Source organism: Vreelandella azerica (assembly GCF_013112225.1).
Classification (GTDB): domain Bacteria; phylum Pseudomonadota; class Gammaproteobacteria; order Pseudomonadales; family Halomonadaceae; genus Vreelandella; species Vreelandella azerica.
In genome coordinates this window covers 434,785-453,030 of record NZ_JABFHI010000003.1, presented here as the reverse complement: position 1 = coordinate 453,030, position 18,246 = coordinate 434,785, and the positions used below count along the sequence as shown (strand labels likewise).

The following is an 18,246-nucleotide window of genomic DNA, read 5'->3' as shown; positions in this document are numbered from 1 at the left end:
AAAACAAGTCGCAAATAGGAATATATTGCATTAGACTCCAGGCAGCAGATGATAACAATAACCATTAAAAAATCAGTGCTATTTGTTAATTAATATCATTAAAGGAGATCATAATGCCACGCTTCCCTCGCACGGCCCTGGCCGTCACCATCAGCCTTACCACGACGATGGTTCACGCCCAGGAGTCTGAATCACTGGATAAGATCGTCGTCTCGGCCAGTGGTTTTGAGCAGGCGATGGTCGATGCCCCAGCAAGTATCTCGGTCATTTCCCGACAGGAACTCCAGCGCCAGCGGGTTACCAGCGTGGCAGATGCCCTGCGCAATGTAGAAGGTGTCGATGTGGGCGGGCAAGTGGGCAAAACCGGCGGCCAAACTATCAGCCTGCGTGGCATGCCTAGTGACTACACCTTGATCCTGATTGATGGGCGGCGCCAGAATGCGGCTGGCAGCGTCACGCCAAACGGCTTTGGCGCAACGGCTACCCGCTTTTTCCGCCGGTTTCCAGCATTGAGCGTATCGAAGTGATCCGCGGGCCAATGTCGACCCTCTATGGCTCTGATGCCATGGGCGGTGTGATCAACATCATCACACGCCGGGTGGATCGCGAATGGGTCGGCTCGGTGGGCATTGAAAACACGTTTAATCAGGATCGGGAGTTTGGTGACCGTCGCGAGGTCAACCTCTACACCAGTGGCCCCCTGATTGAGGATACCCTGGGTGTTCAGCTACGTGGGCGTTTCTATCAACGCGATGCATCAGCACTCACTTACACCGACGCCAGCGGTAACCCCATAGAGGTCAGTCAGCGTGGCCCCAGCCCGGTGGAAGGCGACATCTATAACCTGGGTGGCAAGCTGACCTGGACACCTTCCGATAACCATGATCTGTGGCTGGATGGCGAAGTGAATCGCCAGCGCTATACCAATGACGACTGCCAATTAGGCACGCTGGATGGCCGTACCCGCAGCTGCGCGCCCAACCCAGGCGTCGCCAATGGCTATTCAGACGAATTGCGCTTCGAGCGCGAGCAGCTGGCGATCGGCCATACCGGGTACTTTGCGGCGGGGACGCTTGAGTCCAGCCTGATGCGCAACACCACACAAACCAAAGGGCGCACCATTCCAGGTGAAGAAGGGGTGGCCTATGAAGGCTTCCCAGGTATTGTGGGCGGCGCACCCCGCGAGCTTAAAACCACCAATAGCGTTCTGAATAGCAAGTTTACGCTACCGCTTGACGAGCATATGACCACTCTCGGGCTGCAGTGGTGGGATGCCGAGTTGGATGACGGCCTGGCGAATGAAACCTTCGCCCAGACGACCTGGTCGCTGTTTACTGAAGACGAATGGCTGCTGCGCGATGATCTCGCCCTGACCCTGGGTGGCCGCTACGATCACCACGACGCCTTTGGCAGCCAGTTCAGCCCGCGTGGCTACCTGGTGTGGAATACCACTGCCCACTGGACGCTGAAAGGCGGTATCAGCCGAGGCTACAAAACGCCTACCCTGAACGCGCTTCACTCAGGCATCAACGGTGTCACCGGTCAAGGCACCATTCTGACCATTGGCAACTCGGATCTTGAGCCGGAAACCAGCACCAGCAGCGAACTGGGCGCCCATTACGATAACCAGGCTGGGTTCTCTGCCAGTGCGGCCCTCTTCTACAACGAGTTCGACGATAAGATTGCCAACGGTGACGACATCCTGGTCGAGAATGATCCTCTGGTACCGGATGGCATCTACAGCCAGCAGGTTAATATTGATGAGGCCGTGACCCAGGGGTCGAGCTGTCAGCCCGCTATCAGTTCACGCCTGCATGGCAGTTGAGCGCTAACTACACCTATACCGATAGCGAGCAGAAAAGCGGCAACAACCGTGGTGAGCCGCTGACCGATACGCCCGAACACGCTCTCAATACTACTTTGCGCTGGCAAGCCACAGCGAAACTGGATACTTGGCTCTCAGCTGAATACCGCAGCGAGCGTTACCGCAACCGGGAAAGCGTCAGGGGAGCGCCGTCTTTTGATGACCTGGGTGATTTCAAGGCCTATTCATTGTTCCACCTGGGGGCCGACTATGCGTTTACTGATAATCTGGACCTTAGCGCCACTCTCTACAATCTGTTGGACAAGGACTTTGTTGATTACCGCGCTTACGGCGACGGCACCCGCTTTGGCAATGTGTATGCCAACAGCGAAGAAGGTCGTCGACTGTGGCTATCGGCACGCTATGCGTTTTAACCCCTTGCAAGGTTATTAGCTATTCACTCTCGGTCATTCACCTTGCCAGTTAGCGGCCTAATTAACGACAATAAGGGCTGAATAATCATCAAGGAATGTTAATGCTTGCCGAGCTTTTTGCCGTCATGGCCCCTGTCCTTGCGGGCGCGGGCCTGGGATACACATGGGTACGCCAGGGGCACCCTTACCCCGTCGACTTTGTGACCCGCTTGGTATTTAACATCGGCACGCCTGCTCTGGTGCTGGCCTCACTCAGCGGCGCGGATATTGATGCCACTACCTTCGGGCGCACCATGCTGGCAACCTCGCTGGTGATGATCGCCATGGCAGCCGCCACCTTTGCGGTGGCCAAACTGCTGGCCCGAGACTGGCGTGTGCTACTGGCCCCAATGATGTACCCCAATACCGGCAATATGGGGCTGCCCGTGGTACTTTATGCCTTCGGAAGTGCGGGGTTTGCCTACGGCATTACCGTGATGGTGACGGTATCACTGTTTCAGTTCACCCTGGGTAGCCTGCTCGGTAGCCAGGGTAACCCACTGAAGACCTTGGCCAAAACTCCAACGGTCTATGCCATTGTCATCGCGATGACGCTGCTTTTGACCGATACATCGCTGCCACTCTGGCTAGCCAACAGTGTCGATTTGATGTCTGGTTTCACCGTACCTCTGATGCTGATCACGCTGGGAGTATCGCTGGCCAGCATTCAGGTCAAGAGCCTGAGCTCCGGTGTTCGCTTCAGCCTGATACGCATCCCTCTAGCGGCGGTGATCGCCTGGGCCATCGGTTATCTGCTCCAGCTGCCCACCATGGCGCACAGCATCTTGATTCTACAGATGAGCATGCCGGTCGCGGTGTTTAATTACTTGTTTGCCCAACGCGCCAAACGTGAGCCTGGGTACGTGGCAAGCCTGGTATTCTGCTCAACCCTGATGGCGTTGCTCTACCTGCCGATTCTGCTGGCTTTATTGATGTAGCGACAACAGACAACAGCCGTTGAAGCTCCTCTTGTCTATCCCTGCTAGTCTGTAAAGACTGTTTTGGAAGGAGAGTCAACATGGCCATTTCTCATTGCTTGCCTTTGGGCAGGCGGATAACCAGCATCCTTCTTGCCCTCATAGGCGCCCTGGCCATTAATACGGCGGTCTATGCCCAATCCTCGCTCAGCGTTGCCACCCAGCACTTTACGCTGAATATTGAGCGCGTGGCCCATGGGCTGAATCACCCCTGGTCGCTCGCCTTCCTGCCGGATGGCCGCTATCTGGTCAGCCAACGCTCAGGGGAGCTGGTGCTGATTGATCAACAAGGCAACCAGCAACCCCTGACAGGCATGCCCAACGTAAGCACCCAGGGCCAGGGCGGTTTGCTGGATATTACCCTTCACCCCAGTTTTGGACAGGCGGGTGGCCAAAACGACTGGATCTACTTTACCTGGAGCAAACCTGAGGGCAACCAGAGCCGAACAGCCCTCTCTCGAGCCAAGTGGCAGGGGGATTCAATCGGAGCCGTTGAACATCTTTTTGAACAGGACCGTGCCTCTGCGCCCGGACGCCATTACGGTTCACGCTTGGCTTGGCTTGAAGATGGCACCCTCTTGATGAGTATTGGTGATCGCGGACGTGACCCGAGCCGCGCTCAGGCCCGGGATGATCATGCTGGCTCAACCCTGCGCCTGACCGATACCGGTGGCGTACCTGACGATAACCCCTTCATTGACGACCCCAATACGTTGGATGAAATCTATACCCTGGGCAACCGCAACATCCAAGGGTTAACGGTTCTCAGCAACGGCGAAGCCTGGGCGACCGAACATGGCCCACGCACCGGGGACGAACTCAATCAATTGCTAGCAGGTGAAAACTATGGCTGGCCAAGGGTCAGTCGAGGCAACGATTACACCACCAATCAACCCATTGGTAAGGATTCACTTCCCGGCATGCGCGACCCTGTGCATGTTTTTCAGGGCCGTTTCGCACCATCGGGATTAACCCAGGTAATGTCCGATATTTTCCCGGAATGGCAGGGACACCTGCTTGCCGGAGGGCTGGCAAGCCAGCAGCTTGTTCGTCTGGTACTGGCTGAAACGGGGCAAGACACTAGTTATGACAATAGCGATACGACCGCTAAGAACACCGAAATTATCGGCCGTGAGGTCGTTTTAAGCGGGGAACTGGGTCGCCTTCGTGACATTCGCCAGGCCCCCGACGGTGCACTCTATCTATTAACGGATGCCCCGCAGGGAAGCTTGCACCGTTTAAATAGACAGCAACCCTAAACTGTTAATCGCCTTAAAAAGTGCGTAAGGTTTCGCTTGGAGAATATTGAACAACCCCTGTACTCTGACATCGGCACCTCATCCATGTATAATTGCATATGATAGAAATTACGCTTTTATCCACTTTTTAATTAATAGTAGTTCTTGAGCAAGCCCTAAAAAGCATTACCTGTATTCAACATTTTTTTACCGCAGGCTTGATAGCGATCGCACCACATCAACACGGCAGTACGCTTTACTTAGCTGATCGCCAGGCCAGTCAAATAGATTGGCGTTGATATTTCGCCATGATCTTTGTCTTTGACAAAAAAGAAGGAGTCTCGCATGTTCAAGCACATCATGGTTCCCGTCGACCTCGCCCACATCGAGGTACTTGAGCCCTCGCTGGAAGTCGTTGCCGATACGGCCAAACACTACGATGCTTCCATCACCTATGTGGGGGTCACCTCTACGGCGCCTAACAGCGTAGCAAGAACACCAGACGAATATCAGCAGAAGCTTGAAGCTTTCGCACAAAAGCGTCATAGCGTTCACGGCCAGCCTGTCACTGCCAAGGTATACAGCTCCACTGACCCGATCGCCAATGTAGATGACATCCTGGTGAAATCCATTGATGAACTCGGCATTGATCTTGTCATCATGGCGACACACCTTCCGCGCCACTTGGATGCTGTTATGCCCTCCCACGGTGGCAAGGTAGCCACCCATACCGACGCGTCTGTTTTCCTGGTACGCCCGACTGAATCGTAAGCCTAGTGTTCAGCGCCTCCCAGTGATGCGCGAGACTGGCTAGCCACAATATCATTGACGGAGATGTCCAATGGACAATAACTCTAAGAGCCCGGATGATTATACGCCGGCTCCTTCGGAGGGTATTCCCGCTCCGGAAGGTGCGGCGAATCTGATTGACACGGATTACGTGATCGGTCAGGACAATATCACTGCCTCGCCGATGGGCTTCAATATCGACCTGCACGGCAAGGTATTCACTATCTCATCTTTATTGATAGTGCTGTTCGTGGTGCTGACCCTGGCACTTCAGGATCAGATTGCGCCCATATATGATGCGGTCTTCAACTTTCTAACCGGCAATCTGGCCTGGTTTTTCATTTTGGCGGCCAATATCTTTGTCGTTCTCTGCCTTTTCCTGATTGTTTCGCCATTAGGTAAAATCCGCATTGGCGGCGCGGCTGCCAAGCCGGACTTTACCTACATGGGCTGGTTTTCCATGCTGTTTGCTGCCGGTATGGGCATTGGCCTGATGTTTTACGGGGTCAGCGAGCCATTGACGCACTTTGGTACTGCCTTTGACGGCAGTGATTGGGCGCCACTCGGTGGTGCCGTGGGTGATTTTGAAGGCAACGAAGCAGGCTCAGTTGCTGTCGGCATGGCCGCTACGATTTTCCACTGGGGCCTACACCCCTGGGCGATCTACTCGGTGGTTGCGCTATCGCTGGCGCTGTTTGCCTTCAACAAGGGCTTGCCACTTTCCATGCGCTCGGTGTTCTACCCGATTCTTGGTGAGCGCGTCTGGGGCTGGCCAGGGCATATCATCGATATTCTGGCAGTGTTTGCCACCCTTTTTGGCCTGGCAACTTCACTGGGGATAGGCGCTTCGCAGGCTGCCGCTGGTTTGACTTACCTGTTCGGTGCGCCAGAAAGCGATATCACCATGATTCTGCTGATTATCGGGATCACCATTATCGCTATCGCCTCCATCCTTGCCGGGGTGGATAAAGGCGTGCAGCTGCTCTCGAAAATCAATATTGGCCTGGCGGCGGCACTTTTGTTCTTTGTGATTGGTGTAGGCCCTACCCTGATCATCGCGACGGGCTTCTTTGAAAATCTGATGAGCTATGTGGTGAACCTGCCAGCGCTCTCTAACCCTTTCGGCCGTGAAGATGCCAACTTCAGCCAAGGCTGGACGGCCTTCTACTGGGCCTGGTGGATTTCCTGGTCTCCGTATGTGGGCATGTTTATCGCCCGGGTATCCCGTGGCCGCACCGTACGTGAGTTCATCATCTCAGTGCTCCTGGTACCTTCCACCGTATCAATTCTGTGGATGACCGCCTTTGGTGGCACTGCCATTGATCAGTATCTGTCCCAGGGTATTGAGGCCGTACGCGATGCCGGTCTGGAGCTGCAGCTCTTCGTCATGCTGGAACAGCTGCCGCTGTCGAATATCACTTCCTTCATTGCCATTGTGTTGGTGATTGTCTTCTTTGTGACCTCGTCGGATTCCGGCTCGCTGGTCATCGATTCGATCACCGCAGGCGGTAAGGTCGACGCACCCAAGCCGCAGCGTGTGTTCTGGGCGATCATTGAAGGCACTATCGCCATTGCCCTGTTACTGGGTGGCGGCTTGACCGCCCTGCAGACGATGGCGGTTTCCACCGGCTTCCCATTCACGATCATTCTTTTGGTGGCTTGCTACGCCATTATCAAAGGCTTGATGAGTGAACCTAAAGCCGTCTAATCAAGCAGACAGCACTATAAGAGTGAGAGCAGCCCCTGGGCTGCTCTTCTTGTGTATTGCTTTCGCTAAGTTTTCTATCGTTTACAGTTTGATGAACACCGACGTGAAAAGATAACGTCGATTCGGTCAACGATAGATACCTGCGAGTGTTGTATTATCCAAACTGCAATGCTCAACTATTACCCACCTATGACGGAGATGTCCTATGGACTCAAACTCTCAACGTCCTGAAGAAAAAAGTTCGGAGGGTATCCCATCCCCCGATGGCCCCGCCAACCTGATCGACACCGATTATGTGATCGGTCAGGACAACCTGACGGCCTCGCCAATGGGATTCAATATTGATCTGCATGGCAAGGTATTCACCATCTCATCCTTGGTGATTGTTCTCTTTGTGGTGCTGACCCTAGCGCTACAAGATCAGGTTGCCCCCATCTATGATACTGTTTTTAACTATCTAACCACCAATCTGGCCTGGTTCTTTATTTTCGCAGCTAACATCTTTGTGCTGCTCTGCCTTTTTCTGATTGTCTCGCCGTTCGGTAAAATCCGCATTGGTGGCGCGCACGCCAAGCCGGACTTTACCTATGCAGGCTGGTTTTCCATGTTGTTTGCTGCGGGTATGGGTATTGGTCTGATGTTCTTCGGCGTCAATGAACCGCTGGCCCACTTCGGCACCTCCTTTGATGGCAGTAACTGGGCGCCGCTGGGTGGCGCAACAGGTGAGTTTGAAGGCGATGCGGCAGGTTCTGCGGCACTTGGCATGGCTGCCACCATCTTCCACTGGGGCCTACATCCCTGGGCGATCTACGCCGTTGTCGCCTTGTCCCTGGCCTTGTTTGCTTTCAACAAAGGCCTGCCACTGTCCATGCGCTCGGTGTTTTACCCAATTCTGGGTGAGCGTGTTTGGGGCTGGCCGGGGCATATCATTGATATCCTTGCCGTATTTGCGACGCTCTTTGGGCTGGCAACCTCTCTTGGCCTGGGCGCTACCCAGGCAGCAGCGGGCCTGACCTACCTGTTCGACGCTCCCGAAGGTGATGTCACCATGATATTGCTGATCATCGGGATTACTATTATCGCCATTGCCTCCATCCTTGCCGGGGTAGATAAAGGCGTTCAGCTGTTATCAAAAATCAACATCGCCATGGCAGCGGGCCTGCTGTTCTTTGTTATCGCCGTAGGGCCGACACTACTGATTGTCACAGGTTTTTTCGAAAACCTGATGAGTTATGTGGTTCATCTGCCTGCCCTTTCCAACCCCTTTGGCCGTGAAGATGCCAACTTTAGCCAGGGCTGGACAGCCTTCTACTGGGCATGGTGGATTTCCTGGTCTCCGTATGTCGGCATGTTTATCGCTCGGGTATCTCGTGGACGCACCGTACGTGAATTCCTGGTTGCGGTTCTTCTGGTGCCTTCGATTGTGTCAGTCCTGTGGATGACCACTTTCGGTGGGACAGCCATTGATCAATACCTGTCCCAAGGTATTGAGGCAGTACGTGACGCTGGCGTCGACCTTCAGCTGTTTATCATGCTTGAACAACTGCCGCTGTCTAACATCACCTCATTCCTTGCCATCGTGCTGGTCATTGTCTTCTTCGTCACCTCGTCGGATTCCGGCTCGCTGGTGATTGACTCAATTACCGCAGGCGGTAAGGTCGATGCCCCCAAACCACAGCGTGTGTTCTGGGCTATCATTGAGGGCACCATTGCCATTGCACTGCTGTTGGGTGGCGGTTTGACGGCACTGCAGACCATGTCGGTCTCCACCGGCTTCCCGTTCACTATCATTCTGCTGGTGGCCTGCTATGCAATCATCAAAGGCTTGATGAGCGAACCCAGGCCAGCCTGATAGATATACCTATCAGCATGTTAAAGGGCAGCCCGAGGGCTGCCCTTTTTATTGGAATCGCGTTGCCAGTGCGTTGGCCGCAGGTTAACCGCTCAGGTCCAGATATCGCGCAGTGGCGTTTCCGGTTGGTAATGATGGGCAATCTGTGCCTGAAGCAGTTCCGCTGTAGCCAACGCATCCACCAGCGCATGGTGACCTTGATAGGCAGGCAGGCCATAGCGTTGGCGGCTGGCATTCAGGCGGATGGACACCGGTGGACGACCCAGCCAGCGGCGAAAGCGCGCCCACAGTGACTGACGATGCAAACGCGCTTCCAGCGACATGGTATCAATCATTGGGAAAAGCACGCTTTCTCCGCGACGTGCCTTGACAGCCGCATCCAGAAATGGCCGTTCGATATGGCGGAAGTGAACAACCACCAGACGGCCTGCCAGGGCATCCAAGAGGTCATTCAGCACCTCGTTGAGATCCGGTGCGTGAGCAATTTCCGAGTGGGTAATATGGTGAAAGGCGATCGACTCTTCTGCTAACGGGCGCGGCGGCTTGATCACCCAGTAACGGCGCTTGGCCAGCTGAATCCGGTTCATATCAAAGGGCACAATGCCAATGCTGACAATCGCATGACGACGCTCATCCAGGCCGGTGGTTTCCATATCCAAAGCTACCATGGGCACTTGATCAATCGGCGTATCACCACTGGGCATAGAAGCTTGAAAGAAACGTTGGATGGCAGAGTCCTGAGCCTGCTGGCCACGCTGTTTCAAATAGGCATTCCAGTCCGACTGAACGATCTTCTTACGTGGACGTATCATCACCATTAGCTACGCCCCTGCCGGCTAGCCGGCATCGGGTAGCGGAATTTCAGAAACTTTTGGGCATTACTCAACACTTGAAAAGCATCTTTCAGCGTATGCCGCTCGTTGCTGGTGACATTTTCCGGCTCGATATTATTATCCGGTGTGCGCTCTTCCTGCAGGTCAATCACCTGATGGCGAATACGCGACATGCATAGAAATTCCAGCGCATAGCGCAGTTTATCGCTCACCCCATTGGCCAACAGCTGTGTCTTGGCAATATCGTCAAGTCGCTCAAAAGAATTCTGGGCTTTTGAACCACAGGCCAAGGCATGGATACGGATAAGATCTACCATGGGCGCGGTGCCACGCCGTTTGAGGTTGATGGAATTATTATGCTTACCATCTTTTCCATCACAAAGGTACGGAAGAACCCCAGAGGCGGCGTGCGGTTGAGTGCATTTCGAGCCATGGCTGACAAAAACAGCGGTGACTTTGACGCCTCAGTTGCCACCAGGTCTTGTAAGGTCTCGATATAGACTTCTTCACCGTAGGCGCTGTCAAGGTCGAAAAAAATCGAACTATGCAGGAGCTTTTCAGGTGACGGATTATTGATCCAGTCACGAAAATATTCTTTCCAGACCCGCAGCGGTTGCCGCCACTGCGGGTTGGTCGCCATAACATCACCTTTACAATAGGTGTAGCCGCAAGCATCCAGTCCATCGCTGACAAACTTTGCCAGTTGGTAAAAATATGCATCATGCAGCTCAGGATCAAAGGCATCATCAATCACCAATGCATTATCCTGATCAGTCACTATGGTCTGTTCATTACGTGCCATGGAGCCGTTGACCATAAAACTATAGGGCACGGGTGGTGGACCAAGCTCTTCTTCCGCCATCTCCAGTAAACGGCGAGTAAAGCTGCGGCCTATGGTTGACAGCGCGCTGCCTACCATATGCGAGTTGGCCTCTTCCTGCACCATACGCACAAAGGCGGCGCTGACATCCGGCGCTAGGCGCGCCAACCCTTCCACGCTGGACTGACTGAAAATATTACTGACCAGATAAAGCCCGCTGTGGGTTTCATAGCGGATAATATCGGATAAATGCACCACACCTACCGGGCGCTGGCGATACAGTACCGGCAAGTGATGCACATTACTGCGCAGCATGGTCAGCATGGCTTCATACACCGATACATCCGACTGTACGGTAATCAAATGAGAGCCAATCACATCGCCTACCGGCGTTTCAGGCGGCAAGCCCTTGGCGACAATGCTCTTGCGAAAATCGCTGTCGGTCAGAATGCCGCACATCTGCCAGGCAACACCTTCGCTATCACTAAAGCTGAAGCGTGGGTTCTCTTTGCCTCGCTTGAGTACCAGTAGCGCCGAGGCCTGAGCATTGCTCATCTGTTGGGCTGCCGCTTGCACCGTGGTGGTGGTTTCCACCATGACCGGATAACGCGATAACAGTTTGCGAATCCGGGTGACCATCATGTCATTGGATTTTTTCTGCTCTTCTGCCACGCTTTCCAGCCGTGGCCTTTCCACTTCGATAAAATCCGCAAAGTGGTCGTCTTCATCACACAGCTGCTGGAACACAGCCCCGGGAATAAAGTAGATCAGGGTATCTTCAATCGCCTTAGCCGGATAACGCACCCTGTGCCCGCGCAACAAGCTGAAATGGCCGAAGATATCGCCTTCACCCAGACGGTTGTAAAGCTCGCCCTGGCGGCGATAGACCTCAACGGCCCCGCTGCGTATATAACACAGCTCATTGACGGTTTCATTAAGACGCAGAATCTCACTACCTGTTTTGAAGTAGCGAACCTCGACGTTTTCGGCAATACGATCAAGCAGCTCATCTGACAAACCGTCAAAGGGCGGGTACTTGCCCATGTGCTGATGAATTTCCAGAAGCTCAACGTCCATGCACTTCTCCTAGTTGACGGGCTGTTTCCGCGCCCTTGATAACCAACCGTTACTGACAATACCTCGCCAGCGGCTTACCTTTTCGGCATATTGTATACAGTGTGCAAGTATCAAGGCGCAAGATAAAGCAGGGCGCTATAAAAAAAGCTCGGCACCATCAAAGTGCCGAGCCTTATATATTGCTGACCATTTTTATAACATGGTTGTGGATAATATTGGCATTAACCCACTAATCCGCCATTGGCCAGATAACACGAGTGGTATTACGACTGTGATGCCATTTCCTGCACGCGCTGCATCATCTCAGGATTTTGCTGGATGGCTTGGCCAATCGCATTGAAGGTCTCGACATCCAGACCGCTGTCTTCGACAACTTCAATCATCTTATCGTTGGCTTCAGCACGCACTTCCTGTTGGCCCTGCTCATCTTCAGCAGCCTGAAGGCGTTGGGTGTACTCTTGAGAAATAACGGCAATTTCCTGAGAGGCATCTGCAAACTGTTGCAGCTGTTGATCAGAAAAATCCTGCGCTGGCGCCTGCTGGGTGGCCATGGGATCTTGGGCAGGGTCTTGCGTCTGCTGGGCATGAGCGGCGGTAGCCATCAGACCAGTGGCTAACAGAGCGGCGGAGAACAGTGCAGTTAAACGTTGCATAGAGAACCTCGGTAACTACTGAGGTGAATTTAAGGCGTACGTTAGTCAACGTACCCACTCTGACGCATAGCAAATATACAGGTTCAATTTTTTGTGTAACCTACCGTAAAAAAATAAGATTGGATAATCCCAACTACTCTACTTATCAGACAGGACAGCCTTTATGCTCAGCCGCTCGCTCAAAGATGTGATCTCGACCACCCGTCACGCCACACCGGGTGAGCTGGGCCTGGCCGCCATGCCCGTCCTGTTCGTGCTGTTATGGAGTACCGGCTTTATCGGCGCCAAATTTGGCCTGCCTTACGCCGAACCCTTTACCTTTCTGTTTATCCGCATGATGCTGACGCTTTTGATCCTGATCCCGTTGGCACTAGCCATGCGCATTCCCTGGCCTTCCAAGGCCAGCCTGTGGGGCACATAGCCGTCACCGGCTGCTTGGTGCATGGCGCTTACCTTGGAGGCGTTTTTTACGGTATCTACCACGGCATGCCCGCCGGGCTCGCTGCACTTTTGGTCGGCTTACAACCACTGCTAACGGCCGCCTGCGCAGGCCCCTTGCTGGGTGAAAAACTCAACCAGCGCCAATGGATCGGTTTAGTACTCGGCCTGGTGGGCATTAGCCTGGTGCTGGGTAGCAAACTCGACATTAGTGACACCTTGTTTACCGGCTTTGGGTTACCGGCGCTGTTTAGCGTGATGGCGGCCCTGACGGGTATCTCAATCGGTACGCTTTACCAGAAGCGTTTTTGCACCAGCATGCATCTGATTTCAGGCACGGCGATTCAGTATCTGGCTGCAGGTACCCTGTTTGGCGGTGGCGCCCTCCTGTTAGAAACCCGCAGTGTGGACTGGACACCTACGTTTTTATTGACCCTTGGCTGGCTGGTACTGGTGCTGTCCATTGCCGCCATCATGCTGTTGATGGCGCTGATCAAAAAAGGCGAGGCTTCAAGAGTGGCCAGTCTTTTCTACCTGGTCCCCCGGTAACCGCCCTGCAGGCCTGGTGGCTATTTGACGAACGCCTGCCCTGGCTGGGCCTGTTGGGAATGGCGATCACTATCCTGGGTGTTGTTATGGTGGTCAAATCATCTCAGGCGGGCACCAAGGCATGATGAAGAATAACGCCTCTGCTTATGAGGGTTCAGGTGGCGGGAGGTGACAACCGCTGAAGATAACGCAAGCCGCCCAGGTTATGCATCTGCTGGCGAATCCACTGGCTGCGCTGTTCGACCTGGGGGCTTGGCACGGACGCACTGCGGGTCAGCGGGCTGGGCAGGATGGCGGCTAACAGGCTTGCCTGACGTTCACTCAACGCACTGGCCGATATGCCAAAATAATGCTGAGAAGCGGCTTCCAGGCCGAAAACACCTTCATCCCATTCAGCGACGTTCAGATACACCTCAAGAATCCGCTGCTTGCCCCAGATCAGCTCGATCAATACGGTGAACCAGGTCTCCAGCGCCTTACGCCCCCAGTTGCGCCCGCTCCACAAAAAGACATTCTTGGCGGTCTGCTGGCTGATGGTGCTGGCGCCGCGCAGGCGTCCACCGCTGATAGCAGTGGACAGCGCCTGGCGAATTTCAATCAGATCAAACCCGGAGTGAGAGGGAAAGCGCTGGTCTTCGGCGGCAATCACCGCCAGCTTGGCCGCGTCCGCCATGGCTTCCCAATCCCGCCATTGATGGTCAATGGTGATCGGCTCATTGGCTAGCCAGCCCTGAACCTTACGCTCCAGCATCACCATGGAACCCGGAGGTGGCACATAGCGAAAGAGCAGCACCAGGGCAATGGATAAAAGCACAAAAACGAGCGCTACTCGCCAGAGAATTCGCCAGACAAAACCGGCAGCATACGCGAGCGCTCGTTTCAACATCAGGGTTCCTTACCGCTTATATAAATGCTCAGCATGATAGCGCAGATGGTCTTCAATAAAGGTGGCAATAAAGAAGTAGGAATGATCATAGCCCGGTTGGCGCCTGAGCGTCAGCGGATGGTCATGCTTCTCGCAGACGGCTTCCAGATGTTCAGGCTTAAGCTGTTCTTCAAGGAACTGGTCAGCCTCACCCTGATCAATAAACAGCCGCTGGCGTGAAGCGCCGTTAGCCACCAGCTCGCAGGCATCGTACTGGCGCCAGCGGGTAATATCATCACCAAGGTAATGGCTAAAGGCATTGCGCCCCCAGGGGCACTCCATAGGATTGACCACTGGGGAAAAGGCCGATACCGAGCGAAAGCGCCCTGGATGGCGCAAGGCCAGAATCAAGGCACCATGGCCGCCCATGGAATGGCCGCTGATCGATTCGCGCCCGTTAACCGGAAAATGCTGACGCACCACAGAGGGCAGTTCTTCAGCCACATAATCGTACATACGGTAATGCGGCTTCCAAGGCGCTTCAGTGGCATTGACATAGAAGCCCGCGCCAGAACCCAGATCATAACTTTCATGTTCACCGGGCAGGTCGGTGCCTCGTGGGCTGGTATCCGGGCAGACAATGGCCACCCCAAGCTCGGCGGCAAGGCGGTGGGCGCCAGCCTTCTGCATGAAGTTTTCATCGTTACAGGTTAAACCTGACAGCCACCAGAGCAGTGGCACCCGTTCCTCTTCCACCTGGGGCGGCAAATAAACGGCAAAGATCATATCGCAGTCCAGCGCCCGCGAATAATGACGATAGCGCTTGTGCCAGCCGCCAAAGCTACGGTTGGCTGATACCAGCTCTAGGGTTTCACTCATGCTCATAGGCACGCTCCTGACAACAGGCTCTGGGATCCTTGCCCGGCTGCAACCACCAAGGCCGCACCGGGCATCCTACGCCCTTACGGGCGCCAGGTTATGATGTCACCATCATACTCAGTAATGCAGTACGGTTCGAATACTCTTGCCCGCGTGGAGCAGGTCAAAGGCTTCGTTGATCTGCTCAAACGGCATATCGTGGGTGATGAAATCATCGATATTGATCTCACCATTCATATAGCGTTCGACATATCCCGGCAATTCGCTGCGGCCTTTTACTCCACCGAACGCAGAGCCTTTCCAGACCCGCCCGGTCACCAGCTGGAAAGGCCGCGTGGCAATTTCTTCCCCAGCACCGGCTACTCCGATGATGATCGACTCTCCCCAGCCTTTATGGCAGCACTCAAGCGCCGAACGCATGACATTGACGTTGCCGATACACTCGAAGGAGTAATCAACGCCGCCGTCAGTCAGCTCAACAATCACCTGCTGGATCGGGTCGCTGTAGTCCTTGGGGTTAACAAAATCGGTCGCTCCGAACTGCTTAGCCAACTCAAACTTCTCCGGGTTGACGTCAATGGCAATAATCCGCGCAGCCTTGGCCATCATGGCACCCTGAATCACCGCCAGACCAATCGCCCCCAAGCCAAACACAGCCACGGTTGAACCTGGCTCTACCTTGGCAGTATTGAGCACGGCACCAATGCCGGTGGTAACGCCACAACCCAGCAGGCAGATCTTGTCCATGGGCGCTTCCTTGGAGACCACGGCCAGAGACACTTCCGGCAGCACCGTATACTCACTGAAAGTAGAGGTGCCCATGTAGTGATGAAGCATCTTGCCATCCAGCGAAAAGCGCGAGGTGCCATCTGGCATGACCCCTTTCCCCTGGGTGGCGCGCACTGAACCACACAGGTTGGTCTTGCCCGAGAGGCAGAATTTGCACTGGCCACATTCTGCCGTATACAGCGGAATGACATGGTCACCGGGTTTGACACTGGTGACTCCAGGCCCCACTTCCTGAACAACGCCCGCGCCCTCATGACCCAGCACCGCCGGGAAGTTACCTTCCGGATCTGCCCCTGAAAGGGTATAGGCATCCGTATGACAGACGCTGGTGGCAGCCATTTTGACCAGCACTTCACCGGCTTTCGGGCCTTCCACATCAATTTCTACCAGCTCAAGTGGCTTGCCTGCTTCAAGCGCCACTGCCGCACGTGATTTCATGGTCATCGTCCTTAGGTTGTGGGTAATGTTAGATAGATGTTCATATTCAACAATATAAACAACAACATCAATGCCGACTTGTCTGAATGCGTCATCATAAACAGCCAAAAGCCCTTGTAGAAGGTTATCTACAAGGGCTTTGTCTTACCAGTACACTTGGCGGTTTCTACAACTCAACCACCGGCACCACATCACCTTACTCATCAAGGAATGAGCGGAGCGGCTCCGAGCGGCTGGGGTGACGCAATTTGCGTAGCGCCTTAGCTTCAATCTGGCGAATCCGTTCCCGGGTAACGTCAAACTGCTTGCCCACCTCTTCCAGGGTGTGGTCGGTATTCATATCAATACCGAAACGCATACGCAGCACCTTGGCTTCTCGTGCGGTCAGCCCGCCAAGAACATTGCGGGTGGCTTCAACCAACCCTTCGCCAGTGGCCATATCAATCGGCAACAGCATGGAGCTGTCTTCGATGAAATCACCTAGGTGTGAATCGTCATCATCACCAATCGGTGTTTCCATCGAGATCGGTTCCTTGGCGATCTTGAGCACCTTGCGAACCTTGTCTTCCGGCATTTCCAGACGCTCACCCAGCTCTTCAGGTGTCGGCTCACGGCCCATTTCCTGCAGCATCTGGCGAGAAACACGATTGAGTTTGTTGATGGTCTCAATCATGTGTACCGGAATACGGATTGTACGTGCCTGGTCGGCAATCGAGCGGGTAATCGCCTGACGGATCCACCAGGTCGCATAGGTCGAGAACTTGTAGCCTCGGCGATATTCGAACTTGTCGACAGCCTTCATCAAGCCAATGTTGCCTTCCTGAATCAGATCCAGGAACTGCAGGCCGCGATTGGTATACTTCTTGGCGATGGAAATCACCAGACGCAGGTTGGCCTCGACCATCTCCTTCTTGGCACGACGCGCCTTCGCTTCACCGATAGAAAGCTTGCGATTCACCTCTTTGAGTTCGCCCACATTGAGCTGAACCATATTTTCTTCAAAGGCAATCTTGCGCTGGGAGCGGGCGATATCGGCGCGTAGCGGCTCCAGGCGATCGGCATACTTGGGGAAAGCTTCCTGAAAATCATCCAGCCATGCCCTGCGTGATTCATGCCCCGGGAACGACTTGATAAACGTCTTGCGCGGCACCTTGGCTTTCTTCACGCATAGCTGCATGATGGTCTTTTCCTGGGCACGCACCTGCTCGACGCTGATACGCACCTGACCGACCAAACGCTCGAAATGCTTGGGCACCAGCTTGATCGGCGAGAACAGCTCCGCCAGACGCGCCTGCTCGGCTTTCAGCTCCGGGCTGCCACTGCCATGCTTAGCAGAAGCAGCCTCAACGGCGGCATTCTGTTCACGAATTTGTTCAAAACGCGCCCGCGCTTCTTCAGGGTCCGGGCCACCCTCGTTGGCGGTCGAATCTTCTTCGTCGTCGTCAGCATCAACATCCGTATCGTTAAGCTCGGGGTCAACCTCCGGCTCTTCAATCACTTCAGCCTCGGCGACACCGGGGATACCCTCATCGGGATCGATAAAACCCGAGAACAGGTCGGAAAGACGTCCCGGCGCTTCCTCATCCTGAGTCGCATCATAGGCATCCAGAATCGATGCCACGGCGCCGGGCAGATAGGCCAGTGCCGACATGACTTCGCGGGTGCCTTCTTCGATACGCTTGGCAATTTCGATCTCGCCTTCACGGGTCAGAAGCTCAACCGTACCCATTTCGCGCATGTACATGCGCACTGGGTCAGTGGTTCGGCCAACATCGCTTTCCACTGCAGCCAAGGCTGCCACTGCTTCTTCAGCAGCGGATTCATCCGTGGAGTGATCCGACATCATCAAGGTGTCTTCATCTGGCGCTTCTTCAACGACACTGATTCCCATGTCGTTGATCATGCCGATGATGTCTTCCACTTGATCCGGATCAGCGATATCCTCGGGTAGATGGTCGTTGACCTCAGCGTAGGTCAGGAAGCCTTGCTCCTTACCCCGCGCGATCAACTCCTTCAGACGTGACTGCTGCTGCGCATTTCCAGCCATAGAAACCCTATCTCGAC

12 protein-coding genes and 3 pseudogenes are annotated in these 18,246 nt (G+C 54.4%); 8 read left to right on the top strand and 7 right to left on the bottom strand.

The window, feature by feature from the left end; genetic code table 11:
- The first annotated feature begins 113 nt into the window (after positions 1-113).
- The 7 genes and pseudogenes from HLB35_RS17255 to HLB35_RS09965 all read left to right on the top strand — a co-directional run bounded on the left by HLB35_RS17255 (position 114) and on the right by HLB35_RS09965 (position 8,841).
- Positions 114-527: a TonB-dependent receptor plug domain-containing protein gene (locus HLB35_RS17255; RefSeq protein ID WP_268895901.1), complete on the top strand. Its 414-nt coding sequence runs from the start codon at positions 114-116 to the stop codon at positions 525-527.
- A pseudogene (locus HLB35_RS17250) lies at positions 524-2,238 on the top strand (TonB-dependent receptor domain-containing protein). Before HLB35_RS17255 ends, HLB35_RS17250 begins: the two are co-directional and overlap by 4 nt.
- A gap of 101 nt (positions 2,239-2,339) precedes the next feature.
- A complete protein-coding gene (locus tag HLB35_RS09985; protein WP_171702454.1) occupies positions 2,340-3,215 on the top strand; it encodes an AEC family transporter in 876 nt (291 codons plus the stop codon).
- An 80-nt stretch (positions 3,216-3,295) separates the two neighbouring features.
- Entirely contained in the window at positions 3,296-4,513 is a 1,218-nt protein-coding gene (locus HLB35_RS09980) for a PQQ-dependent sugar dehydrogenase (RefSeq protein ID WP_171702453.1), read from the top strand.
- Positions 4,514-4,837: 324 nt separating this feature from the next.
- Positions 4,838-5,263 carry a universal stress protein gene (locus tag HLB35_RS09975; protein ID WP_171702452.1) on the top strand — a complete coding sequence of 142 codons (426 nt, stop codon included), beginning with the start codon at positions 4,838-4,840 and terminating at the stop codon, positions 5,261-5,263.
- A 70-nt stretch (positions 5,264-5,333) separates the two neighbouring features.
- Entirely contained in the window at positions 5,334-6,989 is a 1,656-nt protein-coding gene (locus HLB35_RS09970) for a BCCT family transporter (RefSeq protein WP_171702451.1), read from the top strand.
- Positions 6,990-7,194: 205 nt separating this feature from the next.
- Positions 7,195-8,841: a BCCT family transporter gene (locus HLB35_RS09965; RefSeq protein ID WP_171702450.1), complete on the top strand. Its 1,647-nt coding sequence runs from the start codon at positions 7,195-7,197 to the stop codon at positions 8,839-8,841.
- Positions 8,842-8,933: 92 nt separating this feature from the next.
- On the opposite strand, the gene HLB35_RS09960 is transcribed toward HLB35_RS09965, so the two are convergent.
- The 3 genes and pseudogenes from HLB35_RS09960 to HLB35_RS09950 form a co-directional block, all read right to left on the bottom strand.
- Positions 8,934-9,659, bottom strand: coding sequence for a 3'-5' exonuclease (locus HLB35_RS09960; RefSeq protein WP_171702449.1), 726 nt, complete (start codon positions 9,657-9,659; stop codon positions 8,934-8,936).
- Positions 9,659-11,571: pseudogene (locus HLB35_RS09955) on the bottom strand (DUF294 nucleotidyltransferase-like domain-containing protein). The gene HLB35_RS09960 and the pseudogene HLB35_RS09955 overlap by 1 nt, the downstream one beginning before the upstream one ends.
- Before the next feature lie 263 nt (positions 11,572-11,834).
- Positions 11,835-12,224, bottom strand: coding sequence for a DUF4168 domain-containing protein (locus HLB35_RS09950; protein ID WP_171702448.1), 390 nt, complete (start codon positions 12,222-12,224; stop codon positions 11,835-11,837).
- Positions 12,225-12,462: 238 nt separating this feature from the next.
- Here HLB35_RS09950 and HLB35_RS09945 point away from each other — a divergent pair.
- Positions 12,463-13,336: pseudogene (locus HLB35_RS09945) on the top strand (DMT family transporter).
- A 29-nt stretch (positions 13,337-13,365) separates the two neighbouring features.
- Here the strand turns inward: HLB35_RS09945 and mtgA are convergent.
- From mtgA to rpoD, 4 genes are all read right to left on the bottom strand, one after another.
- The gene (gene mtgA, locus HLB35_RS09940) at positions 13,366-14,097 is read right to left on the bottom strand and encodes a monofunctional biosynthetic peptidoglycan transglycosylase (protein WP_171702447.1); all 732 of its coding nucleotides are present in this window, start codon (positions 14,095-14,097) and stop codon (positions 13,366-13,368) included.
- Between the two features lie 9 nt (positions 14,098-14,106).
- On the bottom strand, positions 14,107-14,961 hold the full coding sequence (fghA, locus tag HLB35_RS09935) for an S-formylglutathione hydrolase (protein WP_171702446.1): 855 nt from the start codon (positions 14,959-14,961) through the stop codon (positions 14,107-14,109).
- A 111-nt stretch (positions 14,962-15,072) separates the two neighbouring features.
- A complete protein-coding gene (locus tag HLB35_RS09930) occupies positions 15,073-16,182 on the bottom strand; it encodes an S-(hydroxymethyl)glutathione dehydrogenase/class III alcohol dehydrogenase (protein ID WP_171702445.1) in 1,110 nt (369 codons plus the stop codon).
- Positions 16,183-16,378: 196 nt separating this feature from the next.
- Complete coding sequence (rpoD, locus tag HLB35_RS09925; protein WP_171702444.1) at positions 16,379-18,229, bottom strand: RNA polymerase sigma factor RpoD; 1,851 nt, start codon at positions 18,227-18,229, stop codon at positions 16,379-16,381.
- Positions 18,230-18,246: the final 17 nt, after the last annotated feature.

Excerpts from the sequence above, each read along its gene's own strand:
- HLB35_RS17255 (WP_268895901.1), top strand. The coding sequence starts at position 114 with ATGCCACGCTTCCCTCGCACGGCCCTGGCCGTCACCATCAGCCTTACC.
- HLB35_RS09985 (WP_171702454.1), top strand. The coding sequence starts at position 2,340 with ATGCTTGCCGAGCTTTTTGCCGTCATGGCCCCTGTCCTTGCGGGCGCG.
- HLB35_RS09980 (WP_171702453.1), top strand. The coding sequence starts at position 3,296 with ATGGCCATTTCTCATTGCTTGCCTTTGGGCAGGCGGATAACCAGCATC.
- HLB35_RS09975 (WP_171702452.1), top strand. The coding sequence starts at position 4,838 with ATGTTCAAGCACATCATGGTTCCCGTCGACCTCGCCCACATCGAGGTA.
- HLB35_RS09970 (WP_171702451.1), top strand. The coding sequence starts at position 5,334 with ATGGACAATAACTCTAAGAGCCCGGATGATTATACGCCGGCTCCTTCG.
- HLB35_RS09965 (WP_171702450.1), top strand. The coding sequence starts at position 7,195 with ATGGACTCAAACTCTCAACGTCCTGAAGAAAAAAGTTCGGAGGGTATC.
- HLB35_RS09960 (WP_171702449.1), bottom strand. The coding sequence starts at position 9,659 with ATGGTGATGATACGTCCACGTAAGAAGATCGTTCAGTCGGACTGGAAT.
- HLB35_RS09950 (WP_171702448.1), bottom strand. The coding sequence starts at position 12,224 with ATGCAACGTTTAACTGCACTGTTCTCCGCCGCTCTGTTAGCCACTGGT.
- mtgA (WP_171702447.1), bottom strand. The coding sequence starts at position 14,097 with ATGTTGAAACGAGCGCTCGCGTATGCTGCCGGTTTTGTCTGGCGAATT.
- fghA (WP_171702446.1), bottom strand. The coding sequence starts at position 14,961 with ATGAGCATGAGTGAAACCCTAGAGCTGGTATCAGCCAACCGTAGCTTT.
- HLB35_RS09930 (WP_171702445.1), bottom strand. The coding sequence starts at position 16,182 with ATGAAATCACGTGCGGCAGTGGCGCTTGAAGCAGGCAAGCCACTTGAG.
- rpoD (WP_171702444.1), bottom strand. The coding sequence starts at position 18,229 with ATGGCTGGAAATGCGCAGCAGCAGTCACGTCTGAAGGAGTTGATCGCG.